At 43.9% G+C, this 19184-nt stretch carries 18 protein-coding genes and 1 other RNA gene; 13 read left to right on the forward strand and 6 right to left on the reverse strand.

What is annotated here, in order from left to right:
- Nucleotides 1-47: 47 nt before the first annotated feature.
- The 3 genes from GKR61_RS07390 to zapA all read right to left on the reverse strand — a co-directional run bounded on the left by GKR61_RS07390 (nt 48) and on the right by zapA (nt 1410).
- Nucleotides 48-650, reverse strand: coding sequence for a 5-formyltetrahydrofolate cyclo-ligase (locus tag GKR61_RS07390; RefSeq protein WP_230083136.1), 603 nt, complete (start codon nt 648-650; stop codon nt 48-50).
- A gap of 137 nt (nt 651-787) precedes the next feature.
- A non-coding RNA gene (gene ssrS / locus GKR61_RS07395) (6S RNA) lies at nt 788-970 on the reverse strand.
- A 110-nt stretch (nt 971-1080) separates the two neighbouring features.
- Nucleotides 1081-1410: a cell division protein ZapA gene (gene zapA / locus GKR61_RS07400; RefSeq protein WP_036951152.1), complete on the reverse strand. Its 330-nt coding sequence runs from the start codon at nt 1408-1410 to the stop codon at nt 1081-1083.
- A gap of 221 nt (nt 1411-1631) precedes the next feature.
- Here zapA and GKR61_RS07405 point away from each other — a divergent pair, with 221 nt between their 5' ends.
- From GKR61_RS07405 to gcvP, 7 genes are all read left to right on the forward strand, one after another.
- Nucleotides 1632-2210, forward strand: coding sequence for a YecA/YgfB family protein (locus GKR61_RS07405; RefSeq protein ID WP_036951150.1), 579 nt, complete (start codon nt 1632-1634; stop codon nt 2208-2210).
- 164 nt (nt 2211-2374) lie between these two features.
- Nucleotides 2375-3697 carry a Xaa-Pro aminopeptidase gene (gene pepP, locus GKR61_RS07410; RefSeq protein ID WP_154639697.1) on the forward strand — a complete coding sequence of 441 codons (1323 nt, stop codon included), beginning with the start codon at nt 2375-2377 and terminating at the stop codon, nt 3695-3697.
- A 37-nt stretch (nt 3698-3734) separates the two neighbouring features.
- On the forward strand, nt 3735-4913 hold the full coding sequence (gene ubiH / locus GKR61_RS07415; RefSeq protein ID WP_036951146.1) for a 2-octaprenyl-6-methoxyphenyl hydroxylase: 1179 nt from the start codon (nt 3735-3737) through the stop codon (nt 4911-4913).
- Nucleotides 4914-4938: 25 nt separating this feature from the next.
- On the forward strand, nt 4939-6165 hold the full coding sequence (gene ubiI, locus GKR61_RS07420; RefSeq protein ID WP_108478269.1) for an FAD-dependent 2-octaprenylphenol hydroxylase: 1227 nt from the start codon (nt 4939-4941) through the stop codon (nt 6163-6165).
- A gap of 475 nt (nt 6166-6640) precedes the next feature.
- Entirely contained in the window at nt 6641-7735 is a 1095-nt protein-coding gene (gene gcvT / locus GKR61_RS07425; protein WP_154600040.1) for a glycine cleavage system aminomethyltransferase GcvT, read from the forward strand.
- 92 nt (nt 7736-7827) lie between these two features.
- Nucleotides 7828-8220 carry a glycine cleavage system protein GcvH gene (gene gcvH / locus GKR61_RS07430; protein WP_036951141.1) on the forward strand — a complete coding sequence of 131 codons (393 nt, stop codon included), beginning with the start codon at nt 7828-7830 and terminating at the stop codon, nt 8218-8220.
- A gap of 190 nt (nt 8221-8410) precedes the next feature.
- Nucleotides 8411-11287, forward strand: coding sequence for an aminomethyl-transferring glycine dehydrogenase (gene gcvP, locus GKR61_RS07435; protein WP_154610105.1), 2877 nt, complete (start codon nt 8411-8413; stop codon nt 11285-11287).
- Between the two features lie 69 nt (nt 11288-11356).
- On the opposite strand, the gene GKR61_RS07440 is transcribed toward gcvP, so the two are convergent.
- Together GKR61_RS07440 and ygfZ are read right to left on the reverse strand one after the other, a co-directional pair.
- Entirely contained in the window at nt 11357-11977 is a 621-nt protein-coding gene (locus tag GKR61_RS07440) for an HD domain-containing protein (protein WP_036951137.1), read from the reverse strand.
- 11 nt (nt 11978-11988) lie between these two features.
- Complete coding sequence (gene ygfZ, locus GKR61_RS07445) at nt 11989-12975, reverse strand: tRNA-modifying protein YgfZ (protein ID WP_154639698.1); 987 nt, start codon at nt 12973-12975, stop codon at nt 11989-11991.
- 291 nt (nt 12976-13266) lie between these two features.
- On the opposite strand from ygfZ, the gene sdhE reads away from it, so the two are divergent.
- Entirely contained in the window at nt 13267-13533 is a 267-nt protein-coding gene (sdhE, locus tag GKR61_RS07450) for an FAD assembly factor SdhE (RefSeq protein ID WP_036964213.1), read from the forward strand.
- Complete coding sequence (locus GKR61_RS07455; RefSeq protein WP_336426613.1) at nt 13514-13924, forward strand: protein YgfX; 411 nt, start codon at nt 13514-13516, stop codon at nt 13922-13924. Before sdhE ends, GKR61_RS07455 begins: the two co-directional genes overlap by 20 nt.
- Nucleotides 13925-13951: 27 nt before the next feature.
- Here GKR61_RS07455 and fldB read toward each other — a convergent pair whose 3' ends face one another.
- Nucleotides 13952-14470, reverse strand: a complete 519-nt coding sequence (fldB, locus tag GKR61_RS07460) for a flavodoxin FldB (RefSeq protein WP_036951134.1) — start codon at nt 14468-14470, stop codon at nt 13952-13954.
- A gap of 117 nt (nt 14471-14587) precedes the next feature.
- Between fldB and xerD the strand changes: the two genes are divergently transcribed.
- From xerD to prfB, 4 genes are all read left to right on the forward strand, one after another.
- Complete coding sequence (xerD, locus tag GKR61_RS07465; protein ID WP_036951132.1) at nt 14588-15490, forward strand: site-specific tyrosine recombinase XerD; 903 nt, start codon at nt 14588-14590, stop codon at nt 15488-15490.
- Between the two features lie 17 nt (nt 15491-15507).
- Nucleotides 15508-16209: a bifunctional protein-disulfide isomerase/oxidoreductase DsbC gene (gene dsbC / locus GKR61_RS07470; protein WP_036951131.1), complete on the forward strand. Its 702-nt coding sequence runs from the start codon at nt 15508-15510 to the stop codon at nt 16207-16209.
- 8 nt (nt 16210-16217) lie between these two features.
- Complete coding sequence (gene recJ, locus GKR61_RS07475) at nt 16218-17951, forward strand: single-stranded-DNA-specific exonuclease RecJ (RefSeq protein ID WP_036951130.1); 1734 nt, start codon at nt 16218-16220, stop codon at nt 17949-17951.
- A gap of 127 nt (nt 17952-18078) precedes the next feature.
- Nucleotides 18079-19180, forward strand: a protein-coding gene (gene prfB, locus GKR61_RS07480) for a peptide chain release factor 2 (protein ID WP_108478266.1) whose coding sequence is annotated in 2 segments (ribosomal slippage) — nt 18079-18156 and nt 18158-19180 — 1101 coding nt in all. Because the reading frame shifts where the segments join, the coding sequence is not laid out codon by codon here.
- Nucleotides 19181-19184 lie beyond the last annotated feature (4 nt).

Genomic DNA, 19184 nt, shown 5'->3' on the forward strand with positions numbered 1-19184 from the left:
GTCGATGCATTAAAAACATTTCATTAAAAGCACAGTGGCGTTGGTATTTACCAGCGCCATATTTTTTTCGGGGTGATAATTTCTGGTAATGGAATATCCCAGTGCGCGACAGGTAAATCTTCAACTAACTGACAATCATGGGCGAGTCCAATAGGATAAAAGCCAGTTTGTTGCCAATTTGCCAATGTTCTATCATAAAATCCGCCTCCCATTCCTAACCGTTGCCCTTGGCTATCAAAAGCTACCAGCGGGATCATCATAATATCCAGTCGCTCGATAGGTAATACATCTAATACATTCAATTGTGGCTCTTCAATATTAAATTTATTTTTTACTAAGGTAGTCTTCGGCGTGTAGTGCAAAAATAATAGGTGGTGAGGATCAAAAGGGTGAATAACGGGAAGATAAACTTGTTTACCGTGATCCCAAAGGGCTTGGATTAATGGACGTGTATTAATTTCACCATCGAACGAAAGAAATAGGGCGATAGTTTTAGCCTGTGCGACTTTTGGGTGATTAAGTGTGTGGGCGATAATGCGTTGTGCCGCATCATCTTGAACTTCAGGCGTCAGTTCCCGTCTGGTAGCTCGAATAGATTTACGGATTTGCTGACGTAGTGAAGATAGCGTATCTGACATAACCGTTTCCATAAATCATATTCCTAATATCAAGTTGATAACTCGTGGAAAAATTTACAAAACAGTATATCGCAAGGAATAGGAATACGTAATTTTTAGTGTGGGTTTGAGATTTTGTGCAAAGAATACAGCGCAGACTAAATAGAAGGGAGGTCTCCAAGATGCCGTTGTAGGCTGTAACCCTTGAACCCTTGGTTCAAGGTGAACGCAGTTTAGCAACCTTTAGGCTTCCTGAGCGAATCAGGCATGCTCACCAGCGCAATAACCACATTCTGTTTGGTATGAAATATCGGCTCAGGGGACTTACCCACTGACGCGCATCTCAGAGAAATTTGTTTTGAGAACTTTCGTTACTCAGTGACTTCATTGTACGAAATTAGAGTGTAAATGCAACCTAATTTTTCGTTTTATTATTTTACTAGTGATTGATTAATAAGCATATTTACTCTAGGGGCAATACCTGCCTCTCAGTGATTTTCACCTGATCGTGCAACGCTTGTTCAATCGTCTGCTGCAATACTTTTATTTTCTCTTCCATATTATAAGCATAATCGCGCGTTTTTGTCTTTTCTTGTGCTAATTCGTGACAGACGTTCAATGCGACAATGAAAATAAGTTGTTCAGTGTTAGTAACACCGCTTCGGTCTTTTAACGTTTTTAAGCGTTCTTCTAATTCTTTTGCTGACTCTAAGAGCGCTTCTTTTTGTTCTATTGGGCAATTAACGCGCATAGAGCGCCCAAAAATCTGAATATCAACGGGTTGTGCGGACATGATACCTCCATACTAAAATCTTTTTCGCCAATAAAAGTAGGACATTTGGCGTAAATGTTGTTAATTTTTGCATAGCTTATGCTTAGATAGGCATTGGCGATATATTACTAGTTTAGAATAAAAATAAGCTAATAATAACTCAGACAAAAAAAGCAGACTGGTCTAGCGGCTATCCTTGGTGGTAGCATATCACGAATCCCAAGCTAACATGACGAATTCAGATGTCTATACAAAAATCTTTACCTAACTATGAATCGTTGGACAACTTACTCCAACAGCACTCAATCGCACTCACTGCCGCCGAGATCCATGGTTTAATAACCGGACTGATTTGTGGAGGAAGCCGTGACCTCGGTTGGCAAACCCTTGTTCATGATCTAGCAAATGACGGACTTGCGTTTCCGCAAACCGTTTCACAACCGCTGCGTGAACTGTATGACCTCACATTTGAAGCATTAGATGACACCGAATTTGCATTCAATATGCTATTTCCGGATGAAGACGCTTCTGTGTTTGACCATGCGGATGCACTAGCTGGCTGGGTTAACCACTTCTTACTTGGCATTGGTGTTGCTCAACCTAAACTGACTGATAAAAAAGAGATTAGTGAAGTAATTACCGATCTACGTAACATCGGTATGCTTGGTTATGATGAAGAAGAAGACCAAGAAGAGTTAGAGCAAGCATTAGAAGAAGTTGTTGAATATGTGAGAGTTGCCGTTCAACTGTGTTATATCGCATTGGCTGAGCCGAAAAAAGGCCCAACCGCTGTTGAGAATATCAAGCCCGTTCTTCACTAATCTATAATATTAGGTAGCGACCCACTAACTGTAGGCTTTCTGCATTGTCAGTCACCTACGGTTAAGGAACGGATTTACCTAATTTGAACTGATTGCCGTTTGATTTTTAGCTAATTATCAAACAAGCAACCAATCTAAAACCCAAATAATAAGGCAATAACGGTATGAATAAGCAGGAATTTATTTCTCGTCGTAATGCATTATTGGCTCAAATGGCGCCAGCAAGTGCTGCTATTATTTTTTCAGCACCTGAAGCACAACGTAATGCGGATTGCGAATATCCGTATCGCCAGCACAGTGATTTTCTATATCTGACTGGATTTAGTGAGCCAGAAGCGGTTTTAGTTTTAATAAAAAGTGACGAGAAACATAGCCACACCGTGCTATTCAACCGTGTTCGCGATCTTACCGCAGAAATTTGGTTTGGGCGTCGCTTAGGACAAGATGCTGCACCAGAAAAATTAGGTATTGATAAAGCGCTGCCATTCGATGAAATCGTTGACCAGCTTTATCAATTACTCAATGGTCTCGATGTGGTTTATCACGCTCAAGGTGAATTTGATTACGCGGATAAACTGGTTTTCGGTGCATTGGATGTTCTGCGTCGAGGAAGCCGTCGCAACTTAAAAGCCCCTCGCACGCTCATTGACTGGCGTCCAATGGTGCACGAAATGCGCCTATTTAAGTCGGATGCAGAAATGGCCGTCATGCGCAAAGCGGGTGAAATTTCAGCATTAGCCCATATTCGTGCAATGGAAACTTGCCGCCCGAATATGTATGAATACCAACTCTGTGGTGAGATTGAGTATGAATTTACTCGCCATGGTGCGCGTTTCCCATCTTATAACACCATCGTCGGTAGTGGCGAAAACGCCTGCATTTTGCACTACACAGAAAATGAATGTGCGATGAAAGATGGGGACTTAGTCCTAATTGATGCCGGTGCAGAGTTAGAAGGTTACGCAGGGGATATCACCCGAACTTTCCCTGTGAACGGAAAATTCACCAAAGAACAGCGTGAAATTTACGATATCGTGCTTCAATCTATTAACACCGCATTAGAACTTTACCGCCCAGGCACCAGTATCCACGAAGTGACTCGTCAAATTGTTCGCATTAAAACAGAAGGCTTAGTGAAATTAAGCATTTTGCAGGGTGACGTCGAACAATTGATCGAAAACAAAGCGTATCATCCATTTTTTATGCATGGTTTAAGCCATTGGCTGGGCTTAGATGTTCATGATGTCGGTTTTTACGGTGTAGAAAGAGACCGCATTTTAGAGCCGGGCATGGTGCTAACCATTGAACCAGGATTATATATTGCGCCAGATGCTGACGTACCGCCTCAATACCGTGGTATCGGCGTACGTATCGAAGACGACATTCTTATCACTGAAGATGGGAATGAAAACTTAACGGCGATGGTCGTTAAAGATCCTGATGAAATTGAAGCGTTAATGGCGGCGGCTAAAAAACGCTTAGGTTAAGCAGTAAAAAGTAATAATAGAAGGTAATTAACAACCTATGAATGTGATTATTGTTGGGGGAGGAATGGCTGGCGCGACATTGGCACTGGCAATTTCATCACTCAGTCGAGGACGTGTTTCGGTATCACTAATCGAAGCATCTCAACCGGATAACCAGCATCCGGGCTTTGATGCACGAGCGATTGCGTTAGCGCACGGCACTTGCCAGTACCTATCGTCGATTGGTGTTTGGTCTGCATTTGCTGATTGCGTTACCCCCATTAATCACGTTCATGTGTCCGATAGAGGGCATGCAGGGTTTGTTAATATTCATGCTGAAGATCACCAAATCACTGAATTGGGTAATGTGATCGAATTGCATGAAGCAGGTGCTCGTTTATTTTCACTGTTACGTAAAGCACCCGGCGTTACACTTTATTGTCCTGCTAAAGTGGAGCATGTTGAGCGTACAGTGGACAACGTGACTGTCACGTTAGACAGCGGTGAGCAAATCACGGGCAGTTTATTAGTGGCGGCGGATGGTAGCCGTTCTGCGATTGGTCAAGCTTGCAATATGCAATGGCAGCAAGATGATTATGGACAAGTGGCAATTATTGCTAATGTGAAAACATCGATTGACCCCGCAGGGCGTGCCTTCGAACGCTTTACTGAATTTGGTCCTTTGGCATTATTACCTATGTCCGAAGGGCGTAGCTCGTTAGTTTGGTGTCATCGCCAAGAACATGCTGACGATATTAATGCGTGGGATGATGAAACCTTTATTCGCAAATTACAGCAAGCATTTGGCTGGCGTTTAGGGGAAATAACCCAAGCTGGTAAACGTAATTGTTACCCATTAGTGTTAAGAAAAGCGGTGAATCCTGTCAGTCACCGTGTTGCGTTGGTGGGAAATGCAGCGCAAACATTACACCCAATTGCAGGGCAAGGTTTCAACCTTGGGATCCGTGATGTCATGCAATTAGCTGAGTTAGTCGTCAATGCTCATGATAATCAGCAAGATATTGGCAGTTATTCATTGCTAAGTCAGTACCAACAAACCCGATTAGCCGATCGAGAAAAAACAGTCACCATGACCGATGGTCTGGTGCGCTTATTTGCTAATCGTTGCTTCCCATTAATTGTGGGGCGTAATTTAGGTCTGATGGCGATGGAGATGTTGCCGCCTGTTCGTGATGTTTTAGCCCGCCAAACCCTTGGCTGGGTCGCACATAAATAACCACAAAACTAAGAGGAATAAAAATATGCAATCGTTTGATGTGGTTATCGCCGGTGGTGGTATGGTTGGACTCGCACTGGCATGTGGACTCGAAGGCAGTGGTTTACGTGTGGCGGTCGTTGAAAACCATCCACCTAAAACGCCATTCTCTGCTAACGATCCCCATGCGCTACGCGTGTCGGCAATCAATGCCGCCAGTGAAAAATTATTGACTCATTTAGATGTATGGTCAGCAATCAAAGGGATGCGTGCTGCCGCCTATAGCGGGATGGAAGTGTGGGATAACCACAGTTTCGGTCGTATTGCTTTTTCTGCTAAAGACCAAAATCTCTCGCATTTAGGTCATATCGTTGAAAACAATGTGGTGCGCGATGCCTTATGGCAAAAAGCCAGCCAATTGCGTGATGTAACTTTACTGGCCCCTGCAACCATCAAGAAGGTGGTATGGGGAGAAAATGACGTTTTCATCACGTTAGATGATGAAAATATGCTGACGGCTCGCTTGATAGTCGGGGCTGACGGCGCAAATTCATGGCTGCGTAGTCATGCAGATATTCCGCTCACTTTCTGGGATTATGAACATACCGCACTGGTAGCAACTATTCGAACCGAACGTTCCCATGAAGGTATTGCTCGCCAGGCTTTTAATGGGGAAGGCATCCTCGCGTTCTTACCGCTAAGCGACCCGCACTTATGTTCGATTGTTTGGTCTCAGCCAAACTTAGCCGCTGCGCGTCGTCAAGATTTAGATAAGTTAGAATTTGAGAAAGAATTGACCGTCGCATTTGATGTTAATTTAGGTTTTTGCCAATTAGAAAGCGACCGTTTAACTATCCCATTAACCGGACGTTATGCGCGTCAGTTTGCGGCGCAGCGTTTAGCGCTACTCGGGGATGCGGCTCACACCATTCATCCTTTGGCGGGCCAAGGGGTGAATCTTGGTTTTATGGACGTCGCTATGCTGATTGGTGAAATCAGAAGGCTACATCGTGAAGGCAAAGATTTTGGTCAATATTTCTATTTGCGTGATTATGAACGTAGCCGCAAGCACAGCGCAGCGGTGATGTTAGCGGGAATGCAAGGTTTCCGTGAACTGTTTGATGGCAACAACCCTGCGAAGAAATTGCTGCGAGATATTGGTCTTGTTTTAGCGGACAGTTTACCGGGTGTTAAGCCTCAACTACTAAACCACGCGATGGGCTTATCGGATATGCCAAAATGGCTAAAGCAACTACCGACTAATAACGCTTAATTCCGCCTGAATTTTCTCTTCCAAATAACCTGAGTGTTTAATTTTAAATACTCGGGTTTTTTATTTCTCTTTCCATTTTGTTCGCAACCAGTCTTGCCTAGCAATAGCTGAGAAAAACTAATTTACCCATGATTTCGGATTAGTTTTTCTAATTTATGTGTTTTTCTGAATTTGTCCACATTTTTGGGTTAAGTCTCAATTACGATGATATTTTGCGCACTAATAAGCCAAATATGAAGGGATTGAGTGATCGTTCTCAATTATTTAACAAAAACCACTGGTAATGTGAGGGCGCAATCAGTAATACAGAGAGTACATCACCCTATTTTTATTTATAGCATCCAATTTTGAATGTTAGCGGTTTTGAATCAAATCCGATGATTTGCGTTTTGATGAAACGGGGTTCACAGAAAAAAATTTATGCCGTTCATTACGCAATCACCCCATCAGACACAGTAATGTAAAGAGGGTATTCATGGTAAAGCAAACGACTCTATATGATGAGCATATAGCCTGCGGCGCAAAAATGGTGGATTTTCATGGCTGGATGATGCCACTGCACTATGGTTCACAAATCAACGAACATAATATTGTTCGAACCGATGCAGGAATGTTTGATGTTTCCCACATGACGATTGTTGACCTACATGGCGAAGGTTGCCGCGATTTTCTTCGTTATCTTCTCGCCAATGATATTGCTAAGCTCACCATCAAAGGTCGCGCACTGTATACAGGTATGCTGAATGCATCAGGTGGTGTGATTGATGACCTGATTGTTTATTACCTTGAAGATGATTTCTACCGCCTTGTGGTTAACTCTGCGACGCGAGACAAAGACATAGCATGGATTGAGCAGCACGCGAAAGATTATGCGGTCGCGATTACTGTACGTGATGATTTGGCATTAGTTGCCGTTCAAGGTCCGAAATCTCAAGAAAAAGTTCACGCGTTGCTGACTGAAGAACAACGTGCTGCCATCAAAGATATGAAGCCTTTTTATGGTGTTCAAACTGGCGATCTGTTTATTGCGACCACGGGCTACACCGGTGAAAAAGGGTATGAAATTGCGATGCCGAAACAGCATATCGTGGATTTCTGGCATAAGTTACTGAAGGCAGGCGTTCATCCAGCAGGTTTAGGCGCTCGTGATACTCTGCGTCTTGAAGCGGGTATGAATCTCTATGGGCAAGATATGGATGAGTCTATTTCTCCATTAGCGGCCAATATGGGGTGGACAATTGCTTGGGAGCCGCAAGACAGAAACTTTATTGGCCGTGAAGCGTTGGAAAAACAGCGAGCGAAAGGTACCGATAAGCTGGTGGGTATTGTGATGCGCGAAAAAGGCATTTTACGTGCTGAACAGGTTGTGCGCTTTACGGATGAATCAGGTAAATTGCATGAGGGAGTGATCACTAGTGGTTCATTCTCTCCAACGTTAGGTTTCAGTATCGCGCTAGCGCGTGTACCGGGTGACATTAAAAATCACGCCATCGTTGAAATTCGTCAGCGGGAAATGCCGGTTGAAGTGGTAAAACCAGGATTTGTCCGTGAAGGTAAGGCATTAGTGTAATTAGATATTTTCTAATACAAATTGATTTTAAAACGTTTTCTCAAAAACTTTTTCTCAAGAACATATGGTCAGAATCAAAAGAGAGGCTAGAAATGAGCAATGCACCTAAAGAATTAAGATATACCCGCGAACACGAATGGCTGCGTGATGAAGGAAATGGTGAGTTCACTGTGGGTATTACTGAACATGCGCAAGAAACTTTAGGCGACATGGTGTTTGTTGATTTACCCGATGTGGGTGATGTAGTGAGCGCAGGGGACGACTGTGCTGTCGTTGAATCTGTGAAAGCAGCATCCGATATTTATGCACCGATTAGTGGTGAAATTATTGCAGTTAACAGTGCACTCAGCGACTCTCCAGAGCTGGTGAACGAATCGCCATATCAAGAAGGCTGGATTTTCCGTATTAAGATGAGCGATGACTCTCAGTTAGCTGACCTTATCGATGCTCAAGGTTATCTGAGCATGATCGCTGCGGAAGAGTAATCCACAGCATCATGTTTCGCACTGTAGTGTGATCGCTTGCTACAGTGCGAAATATCAAGAACATAATGAATATTTTTAACCAAGGTTAGTTTGAACTAGTCCACTTATCTCGCAGTTTATCAATAGGTTTTATCATCGCTAGAGTCTTATAACCTACGCTACGCATAGCAAAAAGGATGGGAACACAGATATGTCGATGTCACTGAGTCAACTAGAAAACCGTTCAGAATTTATCTCGCGCCATATAGGGTCATCAGAACAACAAATAAAAACCATGTTAGGTACTGTTGGCGCGACTTCCCTCGATAATTTAATGGACAAAATTGTCCCGAAAGCCATTTTACTGCCTGAGCCACCAAGAGTCGGCGGTGGTGCAACCGAGCAAGAAGCGCTCGCAGAATTAAAAGGGATTGCTTCCCTAAATAAACGTTATAAAAGTTATATCGGCATGGGCTATGCCCCAGTGATCCTTCCTCCTGTTATCTTACGTAATTTGCTCGAAAACCCAGGCTGGTATACGGCTTATACCCCTTATCAGCCCGAAGTTTCCCAAGGTCGTCTTGAGTCACTGCTGAATTTCCAGCAATTAACGATTGATTTAACGGGCTTAGATTTAGCATCAGCTTCTTTGCTGGATGAAGCGACAGCGGCAGCAGAAGCCATGGCGATGGCAAAACGCATCAGTAAATTGAAAAATGCAGAACGCTTTTTCGTTGCGGATGACGTCCATCCTCAAACCCTTGATGTTGTGCGGACTCGTGCAGGCACATTTGGCTTTGAAGTGATTGTCGACAGTGCGGAAAAAGTGCTGGAACACGAAGGTGTGTTTGGTGCATTACTGCAACAAGTTGGCACCACAGGGAATATTCATGATTACAGCGAGTTATTTACCAAACTAAAAGCGAAGAATATTGTCAGCTGTGTGGCTGCCGATATGATGGCATTAGTGTTATTGACAGCACCTGCAAAACAAGGGGCTGACATTGTTTTCGGCTCAGCGCAGCGTTTTGGTGTACCAATGGGTTATGGTGGCCCTCATGCTGCATTCTTTGCGTGTAAAGATGAATTCAAACGTGCGATGCCGGGACGCATTATCGGGGTCTCTCGTGATGCTGCAGGTCATACTGCGCTACGTATGGCGATGCAAACTCGTGAACAGCATATCCGCCGTGAAAAAGCGAACTCCAACATTTGTACTTCCCAAGTTTTACTGGCCAATATTGCCGCGATGTATGCGGTGTATCATGGGCCTGAAGGCTTGAAAATGATTGCTCAGCGCATTCATCGCTTTAGCTCAATTTTTGCGAAAGCGCTTACAGAGTCAGGCATCGCTCTGCGCCATAAAACGTGGTTCGATACTCTGGCTATCGAAGTAGTAGACAAAGCGGCGGTCTTAGCGCGCGCTGAAAAAGCAAAAATAAACTTACGGACAGATATTCACGGTGCAGTGGGTGTTACGTTCAGTGAAATTACCACTCGCCAAGATCTCAACGAACTGTTCTTTGTGATCACGGGTACTGACCAAAAACTGGATTTCGAAAAATTAGATAAGCAAGTTTCGGAAAGTGAAAGTGCAATTCCAGCAGCCATGTTGCGTGATGACGTGATTTTATCCCATCCAAATTTCCATCGTTATCATAGCGAAACGGAAATGATGCGCTACATGCACAGCTTAGAGCGTAAGGATTTAGCGTTGAACCAAGCGATGATCCCATTAGGTTCTTGCACTATGAAACTTAACGCTGCTGCGGAAATGCTGCCAATTACGTGGCCTGAATTTGGTGAGTTACACCCGTTCTGTCCACCGGAGCAGGCGCAAGGTTATCATCAAATGATTGAGCAGCTTTCCCACTGGCTAGTGCAATTGACGGGATATGATGCTGTCTGTATGCAGCCTAACTCAGGGGCTCAAGGGGAATATGCGGGTCTGTTAGCAATCCGTCGTTACCATGAAAGCCGCAATGAAGGCGCACGTAATATTTGTTTGATCCCAGCCTCTGCTCACGGAACTAACCCAGCCTCTGCTCACATGGCGGGTATGGAAGTGGTGGTGGTACGCTGTGATGATGAAGGTAACATTGACCTTGCTGACCTGCGAGAAAAAGCGCAGGAGCATAGTGCAGCGCTCTCATGCGTGATGGTGACTTACCCGTCAACTCACGGTGTGTATGAAGAGAGCATTCGCGAAGTGTGTGAAATTATCCACCAATATGGCGGGCAAGTTTACTTAGATGGCGCGAATATGAACGCACAAGTGGGGCTGACAACACCGGGCTTTATCGGCGCGGATGTGTCTCACTTGAACTTACATAAAACCTTCTGTATTCCTCATGGCGGTGGCGGCCCAGGTATGGGACCTATCGGTGTGAAGAAACATTTAGCACCGTTTGTACCAGGGCACTCTGTCGTCACTCAAGAAATGCTAACCGAACAAGGTGCGGTTTCTGCTGCGCCATTTGGTAGCGCTTCTATTCTGCCAATTAGCTGGATGTATATCCGAATGATGGGCTCTCATGGGCTGAGAAAAGCCAGCCAAGTGGCAATCTTGAACGCTAACTATATTGCGAAGCGTTTAGCGAGTCGCTATGAGATCCTCTATACCGGACAAGAAGGTTATGTGGCTCATGAATGTATCGTGGATCTACGTCCAATCAAGAAAGATACAGGCATCAGTGAGCTGGATATTGCTAAGCGCTTGATTGACTATGGTTTCCATGCGCCAACCATGTCATTCCCAGTTGCAGGTACGTTGATGATCGAACCTACTGAGTCAGAAAGTATTGTGGAAATCGATCGCTTTATCGATGCAATGCTGGCTATCCGCGATGAGATTGATCAAGTGGTTCAAGGTAAATGGACGCTGGAAGATAACCCGTTAGTCAATGCGCCACACGTTCAAACTGAGTTGGCAGAAGAGTGGGGTCATAGCTATAGCCGTGAATTGGCGGTATTCCCATCTCACGCAACACGAGTGAACAAGTACTGGCCAGCGGTAAAACGCCTTGATGATGTTTATGGCGACCGCCATTTACATTGCTCTTGTGTGCCTATTGATGAGTATATGTAATTAATTTTTTAGCTTTTTAATATGAAAACGCCAGATATTTATCTGGCGTTTTTTGTTTTATTTTTTTAATTACAGCAGCCAGCCTTTTTGGTGGGCTTGCTCTAATTGCTGTTTAAGCTGCAACCAAAATTCAGGGAGGATCTCCTGAATATAGTCACATTTACTAACGACCTGCTCATGACGAATATGGTTTTCAACCCAGCTTTGACCCTGATTATGCAAGTTCAATAACATCGGCATGGCTCTATCAATGGCATTGGCATATTTCGATTCCAATGTCTCGACGGCATCATACTCATTCCATAATGCTAAGAATTCAGCATTTTGCGGGCTTGGCAGTAGATTAAACAGGCGGTTAGCTGCTTTGACTTCGTCATCATGAATGGCTTCACGAGCGGCATTATCAAACACCAAAACGTCACCTGCATCAATTTCGACGATATCATGAACGAGCGCAAGTTTAATGGCGCGTTCAAGATTAACGCCCGGCACATAAGGGGCAAAAGCCATAGCAGCAACAGCAAACTGCCAGCTATGTTCGGCTGTGTTTTCGTGTCTTTCGCGGTTTAATAATTTATTCTTGCGATAAACGCTTTTCAGTTTATCGAGCTCCATCAAAAATTGTACGACTTCAGTAAAAGCCCCAAAATTCAAAACGTCGAGTGGCTTATTACTTATTGCAGATGACATAAAAACCCCAATTATTTATCTTCTTCTAATGAATAAGGCAGTGGTGCAATGGTCAGGCGACTTTGCTCGTCACCCATAACGCGAAACATGCTATCAGCTTCCATATCGTTGTTCATGATGATTTGGATGCTAAGTTCTCCATTCCCTAAACGCACGGCGGCGAGTACTGTTCCGGTACGGCGCCAGTTTTCACCGAGTTGCCACTCAACACCATCACCAATAGTTGGAAGTGAGGAGCCAGTGCCCGTTAGCCAGTACATCGCGCGTTTATTGGCACCACGGAACTTGGCGCGTGCAACCATTTCTTGGCCGGTATAGCAGCCTTTTTTAAAGCTAATTCCGTGAGGGATGGCTTGTAAATTTGCAGCTTGAGGCAGATGTTGGGCACTATTTTCTTGGTCGATAACGGCAAAGCCCGCCGCAATTTCTAATGCTAACCATTGTTGGTCAGAAACCAATGTCGCATTTAAGGTCTCGGTGATGTTTTGAGCAGTCGTTTCGTCTGTAATAATTAAAAATCGCTCTGCGGGAAGGTCAAAATGTAGAAGGGTACTGTTGCCTTCTGCGATGACTTGGTTTTGGGTATCGGGTAGTGTGGCGAACACGGATGAAAGCGCTTCTCGTGCGCCTTGGCCTGCCACACCCAGTAATTTCAGTTCTGGTTTCTTTTCAAAAGTGACTTTAGAGAAAACAGCGTATTTTTTTAACTCTGCGAGTTGGGCATCAGCAACACTGCGTCTTTCAATATAAGAATAACCGGCTAAGTGATGGAATAAACGTAGGTCACTCCACATTTTTCCTTTTGGATCGCAATGAGCGGTTAGTGTATGTGCATGCTCAAGTGTGCTGATATCGGCGGTGACTTGTCCTTGCAGATATTTTTCTGCATCAGCGCCGTGTAGGTGGATAAGTTCCCAGTTTTCCAGTGAAATCAAAACAAGGGGTAAAGACTGAGAATCGAGGGGAAACTGTTGTGCGTTGTCTACATGGGAAGTCATGATTTCACCTGTTGTTCTTTATTTGATAATGGTGCTTAATGGTAAAATAGCTAGGTCACATTGCAAGCCTCAAACCGAACTAAAGTGCCATTAACCTATTATTCAGCATAAGAGGGTAAATAGTTTGTAGAAAAACGGTATTTTACAACCTAAAATGTGAACTATGTAGAGTGTGACATGTTTTATTGACAGATTATCTGATAGAGTATTTAAAATAATCAATCTTATCAGTCAACTGCAACAAAAGGTCGTAGTGAAATGGATAATGGAATGCCTAGCGGGCAAAGTCAAATCGATATCAATAACAAGGCGCGAATTCATTGGGCGTGCAGGAGAGGCATGCGTGAGCTTGATATTTCTATCATGCCATTTTTTGAATATGAATATGACGAGCTAACAGACCACGATAAGCGTATTTTTGTGCGCCTGCTCGAATGTCCAGACCCAGATTTGTTCAATTGGTTGATGAATCACGGGCGTCCGGAGGACGAAGAACTGTTCTCTATGATTAAACTCATTCAAGAAAGAAATAAAAATCGTGGTCCTGTGGAAATCTAATCTTTCCATTTCATGGAAAACTCAGCTTTTTTCCACCTGTCTTCATGGGGTAACGGGCATTATTTTGCTTGTTGCGCCATGGGCTCCTGGTAATTCAATGATTTGGCTACCATTATTAGTGGTGTTGGTAGCTAGTTGGGCAAAAAGCCAAAAAAATATCGCTAAAGTCAAAGGTGTGGCTGTATTGGTGAATGGGAATAAGCTTCAATGGAAAAAGAATGAGTGGGAAATTATCAAAGCGCCATGGTGTAGCCGCTTTGGTATTTTATTAACGCTTAATGCATTGCAAGGTAAGCCTCAGAAGCTTCGCTTGTGGATTGTAAAGGATTCTGTTTCCGAAGAGAATTGGCGCAATCTCAATCAATTACTACTGCAATACCCTGATATTTGATATTGCAGTTAGTTGTTTTTTGGCGTGTTAAAGAGCAGCTTCAATTTCTTGTAGGATCTGCTCACACCATTGTGCGACTCGCTCATCGGTTTGTTCAAACTGGTTCACATCATCTAATGCAAGACCCACAAACATCTCACCATCTTCCGTGAGCGGTTTCGGGCTTTCAAATTCATAACCTTCAGTCGGCCAAAAGCCAATAAACTGTGCGCCAGTCGGTTTAAGCTGGTGATAGAGCATGCCAAGTGCATCTAAAAACCATTCGCTATAGTCAACTTGGTCACCCATGCCATACATTGCGACCATTTTATCCGCAAGGTTAAGTTTGGGAAGCGCTTCCCAAATTTCTAGCCAATCTTCCTGAATTTCACCGAAATCCCACGTAGGGATACCCAAAATAAGAGCATCGTACTGTTCCATTAATTCTGGCGGTGTATCTTTGACGTTATGGAGGGTAATGAAATCATCACCAAGAATGTCACGTATTTTTTCTGCGACCATTTCGGTGTAGCAGGTACTTGAACCGTAAAAAAGACCTATTTTCATATATATTATTACTATATCCAGCGCTGGTTTTTATCACGAGGGACGTATTGTAACAGATGGTGCTACAATCAGGCATAATAGATTGCACTGTAATAATAAAGAGGCATAGGATCTGGCGTGGAAAGTAAACAACTGAATCCGTTAATTGAACAGTTTCTTGATACAATTTGGTTGGAGCAAGATCTTGCTGAAAACACTTTGGCATCTTATCGTAATGACCTCCAATCGTTAGATAGATGGCTGGATGCACAGCAATTGCATTTGGAAAGTGTTCAGTCGATTGATTTACAATCTTTTCTCGCAGAACGTATTGATGGCGGATACAAAGCTGCAAGTTCTGCGCGTTTATTGAGTTCGATTCGCCGGTTATTTCAATATTTTTATCGCGAAAAGATAAGAGCGGATGATCCTTCCGCGGTAATCGCAGCACCAAAAATTCCGCAGCGATTACCCAAAGATCTCAGTGAAAAACAAGTTGAAGATTTGCTTAATGCACCTGCGACTGAAGACTCGCTCGAGTTACGGGACAAAGCCATGTTGGAAGTATTGTATGCTTGTGGCTTACGGGTTTCTGAGCTGACAGGGCTGACATTTTCGGATATCAGCTTGCGTCAAGGCGTCGTTCGGGTCGTTGGTAAAGGTGATAAAGAGCGTTTGATCCCTCTGGGAGAAGAGGCGATTTACTGGCTGGAAAAATATATAGCGCAAGGGCGCCCAGATTTACTGAATGGGAAAACTAGCGATGTTTTATTTCCAAGCAAACGTGGTACAAAGATGACCCGCCAGACATTTTGGCACCGAATAAAATATTATGCCGTACTTGCTAATATTGATGGGGATGCGTTATCTCCTCACGTATTAAGGCATGCATTTGCAACCCATTTATTGAATCACGGCGCGGACTTACGCGTTGTACAAATGTTGTTAGGTCATAGCGACCTATCCACAACCCAAATTTACACACATGTCGCTACTGAGCGGCTACGTGCTTTACATGAGCAGCATCATCCGAGAGGGTGATGGGTGAAAGGATAAATATGAAACGCAAACTACTTGTTTTAGCCGCCTGTATCGCGTCATTAACGGCATCGGTTTATGGCGCAACGGAAGAAAAACTGATTATCGAAAAACTGGCACATTATAATATGCAAGTGGAATCCATTAAGCCTTCCCCAATTGTGGGATTAAATACGGTGGAAACGGATAATGGCGTAATTTATGTGACGGACGATGGTAAATACCTGTTACAAGGCCCAATTTATGATCTCAGCGGAAAAGTTCCGGTGAACATCAGTAACCAGCCTTTGTTGAAGAAGATGGAAGCGTTGAAAAACGAGATGATCATCTTTAAAGCACCCAATGAAAAATATGCGATAACGGTCTTTACTGATATTAGCTGTGGTTACTGTAAGAAATTACACGAAACAGTGGGTGAGTTAAACAGCAAAGGGGTGACTGTGCGCTACTTAGCCTTCCCGCGTCAAGGGATGAAGAGCGACACAGCAAAACAGATGGCATCAATCTGGTGTAATGCATTACCAAAAGATGCGTTGACTAAAGCGTTCAAAGGTGACGAAGTTGCCATGATTGATGACTGTAAAATCGATTTAGGCAATCATTTGAAATTAGGTCAATTATTTAAAGTTACAGGAACGCCTGCCATTATTTTACCAAGCGGACAAGTACTCCCTGGCTTTTTAAAACCTGACGAATTACTCCAAATACTTGAACAGAAATAATCATCATTGTGAATGTCGAAACTTTTTTACGTCAACGAGAATTAACAGGTAATGCCGCGGCATTACCTAATGTTCCTGAACTTTTGCAGCGCATTTATGCCTCTAGAGGGATAACTTCTCTCGCTCAATTGGAGCGTAAAGCGTCTAATTTGCTTGATTACCGTTCGCTATCAGGGGTTGAAAATGCACTAACGCTGCTCTATTTGGCGCTGGTGGAGCACCAAAAAATCACTATTGTTGGGGATTTTGATGCTGATGGTGCAACGAGTACAGCATTAGCTATCCGTGCGCTTAAAGCGATGGGGTATAGGAATTTAAACTATATCGTTCCAAACCGTTTTGAAAATGGCTACGGTTTAACGCCATTGGTGGTGGACGAAGCCTATAAGCAGGGAACGGATCTGATTATTACGGTAGATAACGGTATCTCTTCTCATGATGGCGTGGTGACTGCTCACGAGTATGGGATGAAGGTAATTATTACCGACCACCATTTACCGGGAGAAACGCTACCGACGGCGGATGCTATCATCAATCCGAATCTTAATGATTGCCAATTTGCATCGAAATCACTGGCTGGTGTTGGGGTAACGTTTTATTTAATGTCAGCGTTAAGAGCCCATTTACGTCAACAGCAGTGGTTTGAAAAGCAAGGGATCAGCGAGCCTAATTTAGCGGAATACCTTGATTTAGTCGCGCTGGGTACCGTAGCAGACGTGGTGCCATTGGATACGAACAACCGCATTCTGGTGCATCAAGGGTTGAATCGAGTGAGAGCAGGGCGCTGCTGTGCTGGGATCAAAGCGTTAATTGAGGTATCTAAGCGAGATGCCTCTCGTCTGGTCGCGAATGATTTTGGCTTTGCGCTGGGACCAAGACTTAATGCGGCTGGTCGGCTGGATGATATGTCTGTCAGTATTGAATTACTGTTGACGGATGATATGGCACATGCACGCCAGCTAGCCAATGAGTTAGATGGTTTAAATCAGACCCGCCGTGAAATTGAAGCGGGTATGCAGCAAGAAGCATTGGTGCTATTTAACAAAATCGAATACAGCGAAAATCAGTTACCGAACGGTTTAGCGCTATATCATCCCGAATGGCATCAAGGGGTGGTTGGGATTTTAGCTTCACGAATTAAAGAGCAATTCCATCGCCCCGTTATTGCGTTCGCGCCTGCCGGAGATGGGTTATTAAAAGGCTCTGGTCGTTCAGTGCAGGGCGTTCATATGCGCGATGCATTAGAGCGATTAAATACGCTGCAACCGGGGTTAATGCAAAAGTTTGGTGGACACGCCATGGCTGCGGGTCTGTCGCTTGAAGAGAGCAAATTTGACGCATTCAAATACCATTTCGAAATGCTGATGGGAGAACTTATTCAACCTGAGCAATTATCGGGCGTTATTTGGAGTGACGGCGAATTATTGCGTAATCAACTGTCATTAGAGACGGCGGAATTACTTCGCGAAAGCGGTCCGTGGGGGCAGTCTTTTCCTGAACCTGTATTTGATGGGCATTTCCAGTTATTGCAACAAAAGTTGGTGGGCGAGAAACATTTAAAATTGATGTTAGAACCCGTGAATGGAGGGCCGATGTTGGATGGCATTATGTTCAATATTGATGTCCGTAGATGGCCAGATAATAGCGTCAAAAAAGCGAAAATCGCGTTTAAGTTAGATGTGAACGAGTTTCGCGGAAATAAAAATGTGCAATTGATGATTGAACACATTTGGCCCGATTAAAACCACGGTAAAAGTTCGTTCAGAAATAGAGGATTGATGCCCTATAAACCTGACAGGAATTCCGTTATACTAAACGGTTCGTGAATGAAAATATTTATCTTTATTGATCAACTATAAGATAGTGAAAATGACGTTTGAAATAAACCCAGTAAAAAGCAAAATTCAGGACCTGTCTGAACGGACAACGGTTCTGAGGGGGTATCTTTGACTATGATGCCAAGAAAGAACGCTTAGAAGAAGTGAATGCAGAACTTGAGCAGCCGGATGTTTGGAATGAACCAGAACGCGCTCAAGCACTTGGCAAAGAACGCTCTTCCCTTGAGGCGATTGTTGAGACAATTGACCAACTGACCCAAGGTATTGAAGACGTAGAAGGTTTATTGGAATTGGCGGTAGAAGCTGATGATGAAGAAACGTTCAACGAAGCGGGCGCTGAGTTAGAAGCACTGCAAGGCAAGTTAGAGCAACTTGAATTCCGCCGAATGTTCTCCGGTGAATATGACAGCGCTGACTGCTATATCGACTTACAAGCAGGTTCTGGCGGTACAGAAGCGCAAGATTGGGCAAGTATGCTCATGCGTATGTATCTGCGTTGGGCTGAGTCAAAAGGCTTCAAAACAGAAATTATCGAAGAGTCAGATGGTGATGTGGCGGGTTTAAAATCTGCAACAATTAAAATCATCGGTGATTATGCCTATGGCTGGTTAAGAACAGAAACGGGTGTTCACCGTTTAGTGCGCAAAAGCCCATTTGACTCCGGCGGTCGTCGTCATACTTCATTTAGTTCAGCGTTTATCTATCCTGAAGTTGATGATGATATTGATATCGAAATTAACCCTGCTGATTTACGTATCGACGTATACCGAGCCTCGGGTGCCGGTGGTCAGCACGTTAACAAAACTGAGTCTGCGGTGCGTATCACCCATATACCGACCAACATTGTGACTCAGTGCCAGAACGACCGTTCACAGCATAAAAACAAAGATCAAGCCATGCGCCAGTTAAAAGCGAAATTATACGAACTGGAAATGCAGAAGAAGAACGCAGATAAGCAAGCGATGGAAGAGAATAAATCGGACATTGGCTGGGGAAGCCAAATTCGTTCTTACGTCCTTGATGATGCACGCATTAAAGACTTACGTACTGGTGTGGAAACGCGTAACACGCAAGCCGTGCTGGATGGTGATTTGGATAAATTCATTGAAGCTAGTTTAAAAGCTGGCCTGTGAGGAA

Origin of the sequence: Providencia sp. wls1916 (genome assembly GCF_009706585.1) — a bacterium.
GTDB lineage: Bacteria > Pseudomonadota > Gammaproteobacteria > Enterobacterales > Enterobacteriaceae > Providencia > Providencia lanzhouensis.

Coding starts and splice junctions, on each gene's coding strand:
- GKR61_RS07390 (WP_230083136.1), bottom strand. CDS start 650: ATGGAAACGGTTATGTCAGATACGCTATCTTCACTACGTCAGCAAATC.
- zapA (WP_036951152.1), bottom strand. CDS start 1,410: ATGTCCGCACAACCCGTTGATATTCAGATTTTTGGGCGCTCTATGCGC.
- GKR61_RS07405 (WP_036951150.1), top strand. CDS start 1,632: ATGTCTATACAAAAATCTTTACCTAACTATGAATCGTTGGACAACTTA.
- pepP (WP_154639697.1), top strand. CDS start 2,375: ATGAATAAGCAGGAATTTATTTCTCGTCGTAATGCATTATTGGCTCAA.
- ubiH (WP_036951146.1), top strand. CDS start 3,735: ATGAATGTGATTATTGTTGGGGGAGGAATGGCTGGCGCGACATTGGCA.
- ubiI (WP_108478269.1), top strand. CDS start 4,939: ATGCAATCGTTTGATGTGGTTATCGCCGGTGGTGGTATGGTTGGACTC.
- gcvT (WP_154600040.1), top strand. CDS start 6,641: ATGGTAAAGCAAACGACTCTATATGATGAGCATATAGCCTGCGGCGCA.
- gcvH (WP_036951141.1), top strand. CDS start 7,828: ATGAGCAATGCACCTAAAGAATTAAGATATACCCGCGAACACGAATGG.
- gcvP (WP_154610105.1), top strand. CDS start 8,411: ATGTCGATGTCACTGAGTCAACTAGAAAACCGTTCAGAATTTATCTCG.
- GKR61_RS07440 (WP_036951137.1), bottom strand. CDS start 11,977: ATGTCATCTGCAATAAGTAATAAGCCACTCGACGTTTTGAATTTTGGG.
- ygfZ (WP_154639698.1), bottom strand. CDS start 12,975: ATGACTTCCCATGTAGACAACGCACAACAGTTTCCCCTCGATTCTCAG.
- fldB (WP_036951134.1), bottom strand. CDS start 14,470: ATGAAAATAGGTCTTTTTTACGGTTCAAGTACCTGCTACACCGAAATG.
- dsbC (WP_036951131.1), top strand. CDS start 15,508: ATGAAACGCAAACTACTTGTTTTAGCCGCCTGTATCGCGTCATTAACG.